14 protein-coding genes, 1 tRNA gene and 1 pseudogene are annotated in these 13,107 nt (G+C 32.5%); 9 read left to right on the top strand and 7 right to left on the bottom strand.

The features are described 5' to 3' along the window. The first annotated feature begins 14 nt into the window (after positions 1–14). From QWY92_RS11390 to rpe, 4 genes and pseudogenes are all read left to right on the top strand, one after another. A complete protein-coding gene (locus QWY92_RS11390) occupies positions 15–680 on the top strand; it encodes a hypothetical protein (RefSeq protein WP_290271344.1) in 666 nt (221 codons plus the stop codon). Positions 681–905: 225 nt separating this feature from the next. Further along, complete coding sequence (locus QWY92_RS11395) at positions 906–1,769, top strand: sigma-70 family RNA polymerase sigma factor (protein WP_034041378.1); 864 nt, start codon at positions 906–908, stop codon at positions 1,767–1,769. Between the two features lie 246 nt (positions 1,770–2,015). Continuing rightward, positions 2,016–2,374: pseudogene (locus QWY92_RS11400) on the top strand (BLUF domain-containing protein). Positions 2,375–2,415: 41 nt separating this feature from the next. Next, positions 2,416–3,078 (top strand): ribulose-phosphate 3-epimerase, encoded by a 663-nt coding sequence (gene rpe, locus QWY92_RS11405; protein ID WP_290271348.1) that lies wholly within the window; start codon positions 2,416–2,418, stop codon positions 3,076–3,078. Here the strand turns inward: rpe and QWY92_RS11410 are convergent. Together QWY92_RS11410 and QWY92_RS11415 are read right to left on the bottom strand one after the other, a co-directional pair. Further along, a complete protein-coding gene (locus QWY92_RS11410; RefSeq protein WP_290271351.1) occupies positions 3,075–3,494 on the bottom strand; it encodes a CBS domain-containing protein in 420 nt (139 codons plus the stop codon). The two genes, rpe and QWY92_RS11410, sit on opposite strands and share 4 nt — an antisense overlap. 107 nt (positions 3,495–3,601) lie before the next feature. Beyond that, positions 3,602–4,021, bottom strand: coding sequence for a CBS domain-containing protein (locus QWY92_RS11415; RefSeq protein WP_290271353.1), 420 nt, complete (start codon positions 4,019–4,021; stop codon positions 3,602–3,604). Between the two features lie 733 nt (positions 4,022–4,754). Between QWY92_RS11415 and QWY92_RS11420 the strand changes: the two genes are divergently transcribed. The 5 genes from QWY92_RS11420 (at position 4,755) to QWY92_RS11440 (ending at position 7,933) form a co-directional block, all read left to right on the top strand. After that, on the top strand, positions 4,755–5,417 hold the full coding sequence (locus QWY92_RS11420; protein ID WP_290271355.1) for a DUF4145 domain-containing protein: 663 nt from the start codon (positions 4,755–4,757) through the stop codon (positions 5,415–5,417). Positions 5,418–5,566: 149 nt separating this feature from the next. Further along, positions 5,567–5,761, top strand: a complete 195-nt coding sequence (locus QWY92_RS11425; RefSeq protein WP_290271614.1) for a PLDc N-terminal domain-containing protein — start codon at positions 5,567–5,569, stop codon at positions 5,759–5,761. A 199-nt stretch (positions 5,762–5,960) separates the two neighbouring features. Continuing rightward, positions 5,961–6,392 carry a MarR family winged helix-turn-helix transcriptional regulator gene (locus tag QWY92_RS11430; RefSeq protein ID WP_290271357.1) on the top strand — a complete coding sequence of 144 codons (432 nt, stop codon included), beginning with the start codon at positions 5,961–5,963 and terminating at the stop codon, positions 6,390–6,392. A 48-nt stretch (positions 6,393–6,440) separates the two neighbouring features. Next, complete coding sequence (locus QWY92_RS11435; protein ID WP_290271359.1) at positions 6,441–7,202, top strand: DUF4405 domain-containing protein; 762 nt, start codon at positions 6,441–6,443, stop codon at positions 7,200–7,202. A 5-nt stretch (positions 7,203–7,207) separates the two neighbouring features. Then, a complete protein-coding gene (locus QWY92_RS11440) occupies positions 7,208–7,933 on the top strand; it encodes a siderophore-interacting protein (RefSeq protein ID WP_290271361.1) in 726 nt (241 codons plus the stop codon). Positions 7,934–8,293: 360 nt separating this feature from the next. Here the strand turns inward: QWY92_RS11440 and QWY92_RS11445 are convergent. The 5 genes from QWY92_RS11445 to QWY92_RS11465 form a co-directional block, all read right to left on the bottom strand. Further along, a tRNA-Arg gene (locus QWY92_RS11445) sits at positions 8,294–8,367 on the bottom strand. Positions 8,368–8,390: 23 nt separating this feature from the next. Continuing rightward, complete coding sequence (locus QWY92_RS11450) at positions 8,391–8,840, bottom strand: GatB/YqeY domain-containing protein (protein ID WP_290271363.1); 450 nt, start codon at positions 8,838–8,840, stop codon at positions 8,391–8,393. A 151-nt stretch (positions 8,841–8,991) separates the two neighbouring features. Next, positions 8,992–11,016, bottom strand: a complete 2,025-nt coding sequence (gene ftsZ, locus QWY92_RS11455; protein ID WP_290271364.1) for a cell division protein FtsZ — start codon at positions 11,014–11,016, stop codon at positions 8,992–8,994. A 57-nt stretch (positions 11,017–11,073) separates the two neighbouring features. Continuing rightward, entirely contained in the window at positions 11,074–12,402 is a 1,329-nt protein-coding gene (ftsA, locus tag QWY92_RS11460) for a cell division protein FtsA (protein WP_290271365.1), read from the bottom strand. Between the two features lie 3 nt (positions 12,403–12,405). Continuing rightward, entirely contained in the window at positions 12,406–13,098 is a 693-nt protein-coding gene (locus tag QWY92_RS11465) for a cell division protein FtsQ/DivIB (RefSeq protein WP_336622095.1), read from the bottom strand. Between the last annotated feature and the right edge of the window lie 9 nt (positions 13,099–13,107).

Raw genomic sequence — 13,107 nt, forward strand, 5'->3', positions numbered from 1 at the left:
AAAAAATCTAAATTATGAAAAACTTCATCTACATAACGCTAATAGCTCTATTAATTACAGCTTGTAAAGACAATACCAAATCAATTCCGGAAGAGAAACCATTAACCATTGCTGAAAAAATAGCCCATGCGCACGGTTTTGAAAATTGGAAAAATGTAAATGAGATTGATTTCACTTTTAACGTAGATACAGATAGCACTCATTTTGAAAGACGCTGGGTTTGGAAACCTAAAACAAACCATGTTATCGCAATTTCGGCCACAGACACGATTAGTTACAACCGTTCGGCCGTGGATTCTATTAGTATGAAAGCAGATCGTGGTTTTATAAACGATAAATTTTGGTTACTTATTCCGTTTCAATTAGTTTGGGATTCTGGTACAACCATTTCAGAGCCTGTTATAACAGAAGCACCAATAAGTAAAACGGCTTTAAATAAAATAACCTTAACCTATTCTAACGAAGGCGGCTACACACCAAGTGATGCGTATGATATTTTTTATGATGATGATTACCGTATTCAAGAGTGGATTTTCAGAAAAGGTAATCAGGAAAAACCATCTATGATGACCACTTTTGAAGATTATCAAGATTTCAATGGCATTACTCTTGCTTTAAGTCATAAAAAACCTGAAGGTTCATGGAATTTAAACTTTACAAATATTAAAATATCGAAATAATACAGTTTACTTAATTTTAGTGTTTCTACATTACGAATTCGGCAAATACATGATGTACAACAAAATAATTCAATAAAACGTACGCCATAATGTGACTATTCTTGTTAAATCGTATCTAAAGAATAAGGGATAATAAATATTTATCAGTTTTCTTGTAACATTTTTCAATGGTTCTACGTATAACTATTGAATACCTTAAAGAAATACTAAACACATAATTATATAATGAGACAACTAAAAATTACCAAGCAGGTTACTAATAGAGAGACCGCTTCTTTAGACAAATACCTTCAAGAAATTGGAAAAGTTGACTTAATTACTGCTGATGAAGAAGTAGAATTAGCACAACGTATAAAAGCTGGAGACCAAATTGCTTTAGAAAAATTAACTAAGGCTAATTTACGTTTCGTAGTATCGGTGGCTAAACAATACCAAAACCAAGGCCTTACTTTACCCGATTTAATTAATGAAGGTAACTTAGGTTTAATTAAGGCTGCACAACGTTTTGATGAAACGCGTGGTTTTAAATTTATCTCTTATGCCGTTTGGTGGATTCGTCAATCTATTCTTCAAGCCTTAGCTGAGCAATCTCGTATTGTACGTTTACCGTTGAATAAAATTGGATCGATAAATAAGATAAATAAAACATTTGCTTTTTTAGAACAAAGTCATGAACGTCCACCTTCTGCTGAAGAAATTGCAAAAGAATTGGATATGACTATTAACGATGTTAAGGAGTCAATGAAAAACTCGGGACGTCACGTAAGTATGGATGCGCCTTTAGTTGAAGGTGAAGATTCTAACTTATACGATGTATTAAATTCTGGTGAATCGCCAAATCCAGATCGTGAATTATTACACGAATCTTTACGTACAGAAATTGAGCGTGCTTTGGAAACACTAACACCTCGTGAAGCTGACGTTATTCGTTTATACTTTGGTTTAGGTAACCAACACCCAATGACTTTAGAAGAAATTGGAGAAACATTCGATTTAACACGTGAACGTGTACGTCAAATTAAAGAAAAAGCTATTCGTAGACTAAAACATACGTCTAGAAGTAAAATATTAAAAACATATTTAGGTTAGTAATACCAAAGTATTACGACTAAATTACAACTACAAACAGTTACAACATAACTGTTCGTTTTTTGATTGATGAAAGAACCCGCGGCTGATTACCGCGGGTTTATTCATTTATAAAACTTTGATTTTTAAAATCTTACAACAAACATCTCTCCGTAAGATTTATCTTAAATAAAATATTAGTATTATATTTGGGTTATGCTAAAAACTATCTGTTACAAAAGCAAGGTGAAATTATCTCTAAAAATCATGGAGTTCGAAGCTTTGTTTAATGGTACACAAACTCGAAATGATAAAAATAATATCACTGGTGTTTTAGTAAAAAAAGACAAGTTTTTTTTCAAATTCTAGAAGGCAAGGCAGAGGTGGTAGACTCCCTTTTTGAAACTATCAAACAAGATTCTAGACATTCTAATATTACCGAGCTCTTAAATAAAACCATTACACATATTAGTTTTAGCGCCTTTAATACGGGTTACTCCGTTATCGCAGACATAGATTCTCTTTACAGCTTACAAAACTATGTGATGGACTTAAATGAAAAAGATATCGAAAACAGCGGTCACTTCTTAGAAATTATTGAAGACCTATTAAGGCTTGGCAAATAAAAATCCTTAGCTTTGCGCAAACAATACAAAAACAATCTAAAATGTCTTCCAAATTAATTGCGCCTTCTATGCTAGCTGCCGATTTCGGCAATTTACAACGTGATACCGAAATGGTTAATAACAGTGATGCCGATTGGTTTCACATCGATGTTATGGACGGGCATTTTGTACCAAATATTTCTTATGGTATGCCTGTAATTGCAGCTATTAAAAAACACGCAACGAAACCATTAGATGTACATTTAATGATTGAAAAACCAGAACGTTATATTGAAGAATTCGCCAAAGTTGGTGCCGATATTATCACCGTTCATCATGAATCAACAGTACACTTACACCGCACACTTACTCAAATTGAAGATGCTGGTTGTAAAGCAGGTGTTGTTTTAAACCTAACCACTCCTATTTCTGTTTTAGAAGATATTCTACCTAAATGTTATATGGTTTTACTGATGTCTATAAACCCAGGTTTTGGTGGGCAGAAGTTTGAAGACATGACATATAATCGGGTAAAAAAACTTCGTAAAATGATTACTGACCAAGGTTTAAATACCCGAATTGAAATTGACGGTGGTGTTACCGATAAAAATATTCAAAAATTAGTTGAAGCTGGCGCTGATGTTTTTGTCGCTGGAAGTCACGTTTTTAAAAGTGATAACCAAACAGAAACCATTAAGCAATTAAAGGCTTTAGCTAACTCTTAAAATTCTCTAATAAAATAGTTTAATAAATCGGTTGTGGTAACAATCCCTACCAAGTCACCCTTATCGACTACTGGTAGTGCGTGAAATTCTCTATTAGCTAATATTAAAGCAACATCTTTAATATTAGTTTCTGGAGAAACGGTTACTACATTTTTAACCATAACTTGCTCTATTGTAAAGCTATTAAGCACAACAGCATCTAGACCAACATTCTGGCTTGGAGCAAATTCAGGAATGCTAATTCGCATTAAATCTGTATAACTTAGCATACCAATAATACATTCTCCCGAAACTACAGGTATATGTTTAATTCTATGTCTGTTAAAAAGCATTTCTGCGCGCTTTAAATCGTCTGATCGGGTTAAACCTATAATTGTTTTAGTCATTATACTAGAAACTGGTACGTGCGCTCTCATGATGTTCTGTTTTAATTACTTACGTAAATTTAAGTTAAAATTCATATCGATTTTATGACAAATATCATTTTTACGAAAATATTTATCAGAGCATAAGAATTATCTCACTAAAATTGTTTCAACAAATATTTTATCAAATCGGTAGTAGTAACAATACCTTTTAACTTATTATTATCTACTACTGGAAGTGCATGAAATTCTTTAGACGCTAATATCTCGGCAACTTCTTTTATTGAGTTTGCAGAAGAAACAGTAACAATATTTCGTTTCATCACCTGATCGATAGTAAACATATTATATACCATAACATCTGCAACGCTATCATCATCATTGGTTATATCGGCAAAACTAAGTCGTAACAAGTCGCTATAACTAAGCATACCCACAATTACATTACCATTAACTACAGGAATATGTCTTATTTTATGTTTTTTAAATAAATGCTCTGCAGTTTCTAATTTGTCGCTTTTTTTTAATGAGATGACATCTTGAGTCATTATCATTGAAATTGGTGCTTTTCGTATCATAACATTATAGCTTTAGTTGATAGTATAAAATTACGGAAGTTTAGCTTCATTTTACATGATAAAAGTCATAACTAAAACTCTAGTAATGAGCAAAATTGAAGTGAAAATTAAAAAAAGTGAAAGCGGTAATCTATGCGTTTTAATTCAAATACGAGAATAATAAACTTAAGCCATTTGTTTAATAAATAGATTTATTATATTTAGTGCTATATGGATCTATAGATAATACTAACTATATATCTTTGTTGGCATTAATTTAACAACATTAACTCTTAAATAATTATGAGATTCTTACATTATCTAAAGTATTTATTTATAATAGTAAGTATTACTATTTTTACTTTATATATTCTGGACAATGAATATATAACAAAACCCATACTTGTAACTAGTTATATTTTAATCTTCCTTGTACCTATATTAAATAGATATAAAAAGTAACGGAATTCTTACTAACGCAAAAAGGACCTTTTTATGAGGTAAATAAAAAAAGTTTCTAAAACCGACCAATGATTATCGGATTTTGACTTAAGTCTGGAAAACCACTCTATCCAATTAAAAATTGAATAAGTACAATTTTGAGCAAAATGGCAGAATTGAGCAACGAACGGAATTTCTTAAAAAAAATTGTAACAATAAACATTTTAACAAACAATTTGTTACGTTGAAAAATCTCTGCTTTTTCTAACGAACAAATCTTATACGAAACCGTTGGGCACAATTAAAAAAAACTATGAGATATCAAATACAATGTGATCATGACAAAATTGAATTAGAAGATCTACCTTCTGAATGCCCAAATTGTCATAAATCGATAACACCTAACCCTTTATTTGGACATTATTGTGAAGTAAATGACCTCACAGAAGTTTTTTTATTTTGTCCAGATAAGGAATGTAAAAAATCATTTATTGGATATTATCATTACATGGGTGAAAATTCATATTCTTTTATAGGAAAAACGAGCAAAGGAACTTTAATTGGTAGAAAATTCCCTAAATCTATTGAGGAAACCTCAACTGATTTCATCAAAATTTATAATCAATCTTTAATAGCTGAACAGCAAGAATTAAATGAAATTTGTGGGGTTGGATATAGAAAGTCTTTAGAGTTTTTAATAAAAGATTACGCCATATCTATCAACTTAAGTCAAAAAGAAAAAATTGAAAAAAGCACACTTTCTCAATGTATAAATAATTTTATTACTGACTCAAGAATTCAATCAGTTGCTAAACGAGCTTCTTGGATTGGAAATGATGAAACTCATTATGTAAGAAAGTGGGAAAGTAAAAATTTAAAGGATTTGAAAAAATTAATTGATTTAACTATTCATTGGATTGAAATGGAGATATTAACTTTAACTTTTGAGGAGGAAATGCCTGATAAGAAAAAATAAAAGTGCACAACACCATGTAAACAAAAAGACTGGTTTAACTTTCGGTTTTATAGAATTTTAAGAAAGGTACAACAGAAAAACTATCATGCGGAATTAAAAAAACTGAATAAAAAAAATATAATATGAATAACTTAATGAATGATTCCTCAATGGGACTTTTTATATGGCAAGCTATAATTCTAATATCAATTGGACTTTGGATCTATTGTTTGATTGACATTTTAAAAAATAAGTTTGCTCAAAATGATAAAATAATTTGGATTTTAGTAGTCATATTAATTCCATTTATTGGTTCGTTATTGTACTTATTTATTGGGAAAAACAAGAAACTGAAATCAAACTAATACATAAAGTACTAAAAGTCAACAATGTATAAAATAATTGCGGTTTAGTGCTTAATCTAAGTCCGCTACGCGCCTGTAACACCCTCTATACAAAATCGTTATTAGCAACGAAAAAAAAAATCAAAACAAAACAAAGTGAATTATCATAGTAAACTTAATTAGTTTTTATTAAATTTGTTGACTAATCAACATTTGTTAGATGAAAAAATATGTGTTTACAGGTTCGGTTGGCTATTTAACCACTACCATTTCTCGAATATTACAACAAAAATTACAAGCCAGATTTAAAAATACAGGAGCGAATACAACTCCAGAACAATGGCGATTATTGGTAGTAATATCTAACGAAGGAGAAATGAATCAAAGTCAGCTTGCTGAACTACAACATAAAGATAGAGCCGCAATAAAACGATTAATTGATCATTTAGAAAAAAAGAACCTAGTAACCAGAAAATCGGGAAAAGACTCTAGGTCTCATACCATTGCACTAACCCAAGAAGGTAAAAAGATGGTTCAAGTTTTTACTAAAGCATCTAAAGAAACCGTTAATGAAGCATTAAGCTGTTTTACAGAAGAAGAAGCAAAAAACCTAAATCAACTTCTTAATAAATTACTTAATAATATTAAATAAAAATTTACATCAATTGTTGATTAATCAACAATTAGACTGAAAATAAATATGAAAAATTCAAAAAAAAACACAGGAAATACCAATAAAACACGTGTCATTCTAGACTTGTTTTTCTTTATCTTAATGATTGCTGTACTTATACCACAAAGTACAGGAATCGCCATACATGAATGGTTAAGTTTTATAATCTTAATACCTTTCTTTTTACATCTAATAATTAATTGGAATTGGATTGCAAGCTATTCTAAAAATCTGTTCAAAAAGCCATTACGAAAAACCAAGTTCGATTACTTTTTCAATTGGATTTTATATATAGACATGCTATTGGTAACCGTTTCTGGTTTAGTAATTTCTGAAGCTGCTTTACCTGCAATAGGCATCCATTTTAATATTAATCCGTTTTGGACTACAATTCACAATGCATCAGCAACCCTATTTATTGCCCTTTTAGGAATTCATCTCGCTTTACATTGGAAATGGATTGTAAAAACACTTCAAAAATTAAAGTTCCTATCCGATTTGCATCATATAAAACAAATCACAACAATATTTCGTAATCGTAAAACAGAATTCCTAATTCTTATCGCTCTTAGTATTATTCTTTCCCTAGCAATCTGGCTCCTGGAATTTACAAGTTGGGCAGAAACCATAACACATAACAGTACGCCAAAAACAGCAGAGGGATCAAAACAACCAGCTATACAATGGTTAATTTATGTACTTCCGTTACTAAAAGTAACTGTCTTTTTGTGCGTTCCTGCCGTTTTAACAAGAGTAATTATTTATTTAAAAGCAAAACTGAAAAACTAAAAATTATGGCATTCATAGAAAACATCATCAAAAAAATAATGGATAATGGCGTAATTACTTCCAAAGAACAACTCTCCAAAACCGTATATAAAATTGAAATCCAAAGTGAGGCCGTAAAAACAATGGATTTTGTACCAGGCTGTTTTATTCGCTTAGGAGTTGGTATAGGTCAAGAAGCCAGCTCAAAAAAAGATATGGTAAGAAGCTATTCCATTTGGAGTATAGATAAAGACAAAAATACATTTAGCCTTGCCATAGCCACACATAGCAATGGCATTGGTGCGCAATGGGTTAAAGACTGTAGGGTTGGCGATACTGTTTACTACAAAACAAAAAGAGGAAAATTCACCGTAGATACTACTGCAGATAGCTATTTAATGATTGGCGACCTATCTGCATTATCGCATTTATATATCATCAATAGATATTTATCTAAAGATAAACAGGTAGAAAGCATTATTTATAACAAGAATATTACAGAATTATACGCAGATATAGATAATGAAAAACCATTTAACTTTTATAGTATAGAAGACAATAATACAAAAGAAATTATAGCCAAAATAGAACATTTATTGCCGCAACTAAAAGGTGTAAAAATGGCATATATTGCAGGAGATAGTAGGGTTTGTATTGCTATAAACAACTATTTAAGAAAAGAGCTTAAATGGGACACAAAACAAATTAAAACGAAACCCTTTTGGAATCCTGACAAAAAAGGATTAGAATAAAAAGCCATACCTCTACCCTCCTCTATATAGTTAATCGCTAGTTATCGTCTAATCACGAAAAACCTCACGGATTTTCTGAATTTAAAAACGGACAATTTTATAGCGCAATTAAAAAAGGTGTAATGGAATTAATAGAAAAGTGGAAATAAACACGGTTGGCAACAACTTTTATAAACGACTGCCATTGTAAGCTTATTTAAGAAAAGCTTAGCAAGTTTTCTATGTTGTAATTTGTATTTACTAATTGGTTACTGAAACAGCTCACAAACTCATAATCGTACTGTAAATCGAACCATTTAAGTATGTAAACAAAAAACACTTTAAAAACTCGAACAACAAGTAATTAAAGTGTTTTTAATGTGACCGCGAAGGGATTCGAACCCCCAACCCTCAGAGCCGAAATCTGATATTCTATCCAGTTGAACTACGCAGCCATTTTCCGCTTAAGCGGTATATTTTAACTTAATTTTTGTTTCACTATAGCTGATATGGTTTTACCATCGGCCTGGCCTGCCAATTCTTGACTTACCATACCCATAACTTTCCCCATATCTTTCATACCGCTTGCTCCAACTTTATCGATGGTGGCAACCACTACTTTTTCTATTTCTTCATCGGTTAAAGCCTCTGGCAAAAACTGAGCAATAACATCGGCCTCTGCTAATTCTGGCGTAGCTAAATCTTCGCGTCCTTGCTCTAAATAAATAGCAGCACTATCACGACGTTGTTTTACTTGTTTTTGAAGTATTTTAAGCTCCTGATCTTCTGTGATATCTTCTTTAGCTCCACTTTCAGTTTGCGCTAATAATATAGCAGACTTTACTGCACGCAACGCTGTTAAAGCTGTTTGATCTTTAGATTTCATTGCGGCTTTAAGCGCCGTCATTACTTCTTCTTGTAAAGCCATTTTTCGATTTATTTAGTATGCGAAGATAAAAAAAAGTTATAATTAAAGCATTGGATTACAAATTAGTTTACACCTCATTTTTAGAAAAACGCATAAAAAAAACCCGAAAAGCGTTGTCAACTTTTCGGGTTCAGAATTTAGTAGTTAAACTTTAATCTACATTATCATGTAAATAAGAGTTATTGCTTCTTACTTGTATATCATCATTATCATCTAAACCTATACTAGTTCTAGAAAAATCGGTATCCGAAGAATGCTTTGAAGCTTCTAAATTAACACCTTGACGTTTATATGCTGGCACTTTTTCTATATCATCAATTTTTGCATTATTGAATTTATAGTTGAAATCCTTCATTTTACGACGACGTTCTGCAGCGCGTTCTTTCAATAATTCTGAAATTGGCGTGTTCATTGGGTCGATATCTTCTTCCTCTTCAATATTTTGTACTGGAGCTTCTTTCTCAACTACTTTTCTTTCAAAAACAACATCTTCTTCAACAGGTTCTGCTTTAGCTTTGTTTGCTGCTTTTTTCTTAATTGAAAAAGAATCTTCCTCTTCTTCTAAATAATCGTCTAAAGCATAACGTACATCACCCGTTGGTTTCGATTCCGTTACCGGAACAACTTCAACATGGTCGTTTACTGAAATATTTTTTACATTATCTTCATTAAGACTGAATGTAATTTTCTCTTCTTTAATTTCCTGAACTTCTACTTTTTCAGCTTTTGGTTCTGGCTCATTACTTATCGGCAAATCGAATGTTAGTGTGATTTGTTTCTCTTCTTCAAACTCGTCAGTAATAACTTCAAAATTAGATTCATCTTGAAAATCGGTAACTGGTTCGTTTTTAGATTTTATAATGAAATCGTCTTCATCTTCAATATCAACACGAACTTCATCATAAACTACATTGATATTTTTTAAAATATCTGAAGAAGAAATCAAATCGATATCTTTTGGAGGCGATGATAATTTTTGCTTTCTTACCATGCTTTTATCAAAAAAAGACAATTCGTCGTCTTCGTCTAAATCTAGCGTATGTTTTACTACTTTAGGCGCTTCAACCTTTACTTCTTTTACTACTGGAGGGGCAACAACTTCAGCTTCTATTTCTTTTACCTTTAATTCTTTCTCTTCACTTAAAGAATGAATTACTTTTTTGGTTTCGGTATTCGAAATTTCGTCTTGTTGTTCAATATTAAAACCTGTTGCAATAATGGTTACTGCAATAGATTCGTCTAAAGATTCATCTTCACCAACACCCATAATAATGTTAGCACCATGGCCAGCTTCATTTTGAATATGATCATTTATTTCTCCAATTTCATCAATAGTAATTTCTTGAGCACCTGAAACAATAAGAAGCAATACATTTTTAGCTCCTGTAATTTTATTATCATTCAATAATGGCGAATCTAAAGCTTTACGGATAGCATCTGGCGCACGGTTTTGCCCCGAGGCTAATGCAGACCCCATAATAGCTGTACCACTATTACTTAATACGGTTTTAGCATCACGTAAATCAATATTTTGCGTGTAGTGATGTGTAATAACTTCGGCTATACCACGAGCAGCGGTAGATAAGACTTCATCGGCTTTGGAGAAACCAGCTTTAAAACCAAGGTTTCCGTAAACTTCACGAAGTTTATTGTTGTTAATTACAATTAATGAATCGACCATACCTCTCAATTTTTCGATACCTTTTTGAGATTGTTCAATTCGCATTTTACCTTCAAACTGAAATGGCATAGTTACAATTCCAACCGTTAAAATGTCTAAATCTTTAGCCATTTTAGCAATAATAGGCGCTGCACCTGTACCGGTACCACCACCCATTCCGGCTGTGATAAACACCATTTTGGTATTGCTATCTAACATTTGAGAGATGTCGTCAAAACTTTCTACTGCCGATTGCTCGCCAATATCGGGGTTTGCGCCTGCTCCCAACCCTTCGGTTAAATTAAGACCTAATTGTATTTTGTTGGGCACACCACTGTTTTGTAAGGCTTGTGCATCGGTATTACATACGTAAAAATCGACACCTTTGATACCTTGTTGGAACATGTGATTAATGGCATTACTACCGCCACCACCAACGCCAATAACTTTGATAACATTTGATTGATTTTTAGGTAAATCAAATGCAATGCTTTCGAATTCTTTGTTGCTGCTCATAATTCTGTTTTACTGAGATTTTGGACTAAATATTTTTTATTCAATGGATTTCTAATACTACTCTGCGTTATCTAAAAAATCTTTAACGCGATCTGTTAACTTATCTAAAAAAGAACGTCTTTCCACAACAGGTTCTTTTTTCACTTCTTCTACAGGTTGTTCTTCTACAACAGGTTCTGTTTCTTCCACAACCTCTTCTTCGACTTCCTGTTCTATTTTTTTACGTTCCTGACGCTTAATTCCGTCTAAAACTAAACCTACTGCTGTAGCAAAAAGCGGACTAGTAACGTCTTCATCACTATCGCCTGCTAAATGCTCGTTGGGGTAACCTATTCTGGTATCCATACCAGTGATGTACTCCACCAATTGTTTTAAGTGCTTCAATTGACTTCCGCCTCCTGTTAAAACAATACCTGCAATAAGGTTTTTCTTTTGTTCTTCGTGTCCGTAGTTTTTAATTTCAACATAAACCTGTTCTATAATTTCCACAACACGTGCGTGGATAATTTTTGAAAGGTTTTTTAACGTAATTTCCTTTGGCTCACGACCACGTAAACCTGGAATAGATACTATTTCGTTGTCTTTATTTTCTCCTGGCCACGCCGACCCAAATTTTATTTTTAATAATTCGGCTTGCTTTTCAATAATCGAGCAACCTTCTTTTATATCTTCTGTAATAACATTTCCTCCAAAAGGAATCACCGCTGTATGGCGAATGATACCATCTCTGAAAATAGCCAAATCAGTGGTTCCGCCTCCGATATCAATAAGTGCGACTCCCGCTTCTTTTTCTTCTTGACTTAACACCGCATTTGCTGATGCTAAAGGTTCTAAAGTGATGCCTTCTAAATTTAAATCGGCACTCTGGATACAACGTCCTACATTTCTAATAGATGACACTTGCCCTACTACCACATGAAAATTAGCTTCTAAACGACCGCCATACATTCCGATAGGCTCCATAATTTCAGCCTGACCATCCACTTTATACTCCTGAGGAAGTACATGGATAATTTCTTCACCTGGAAGCATAACCAACTTATGTACTTGATTGATTAAACGATCAATATCGTCATCATCAATAACTACTTCAGAATTTGCTCTGGTAATATAATCGCTATGTTGTAAACTTCTAATATGTTGCCCAGCAATACCCACGGTAACACCTTCAATTTTAAGTCCCGCAGCAGCTTCCGCTTCTTGAACGGCTTGCTGTATAGATTGAATGGTTTGTGTAATATTATTTACAACCCCACGGTGCACACCTAAACTTTTAGACTTACCAATACCTAAAATTTCAAGTTTGCCGTATTCATTTTTACGACCAATCATAGCCACAATTTTTGTGGTTCCGATATCTAATCCTACTGATATGTTATGTTCCATGGTTTATATTTTGGTACACACGACTTGGTTATCGAACTGCAAATTCACTTTACTATAATTATCCAGTGTTTTTTCCTTGATGTTTTTTAGGTAAAACGCTTTCAAATTATTTATTTTCTTATCTATTAAATTCAAATCTCCTAATTGCACTAAGAAACGACATTGTCTTAACTTTAAAAACAACACGTTATTAGCGCTTTGATGAATTTCTATAACATTCGTTTTTAAAAATTCGTCGTCTCTAATTTTTGTTGCAATTTTAAAGACATTTTTTAAGTTATTTTTCTCAATAAATCCCGTTACAAGTGGCACACGAGCCGAAAAATTATTTGATAAAGGCATGTAAAAACCTTCGTCATCAATATAATAAGACGCATTAGTACTCACTCTTGCTATTGGTGTTCTTTGTTCTATTTCGGCGTTAAGTGTTCCATTTACAGCAACATACACTTCCGCACTCTTAATCATGGGGTTCGATTTGAGGGCATTTTCTAACTTAGACAAATCTAAAGATTCTTTAGAAACATTTTCAGCAGAACTGTAATTTTGTATTAACAATTTACTAACAGCCTCATTTGTAATGAATAAGTTATTTTCTCCCATAAATTTCACAGCCGGACTAGAAACCACACGCACCTTATTTCTACCCGAAGCAAAGGCGAATAAAAAGCCCACTACAACTAGTAAAATCAGCATCTTTATGTT

The sequence above is a fragment of the Algibacter miyuki genome (assembly GCF_030409805.1).
Lineage (GTDB): Bacteria > Bacteroidota > Bacteroidia > Flavobacteriales > Flavobacteriaceae > Algibacter > Algibacter miyuki.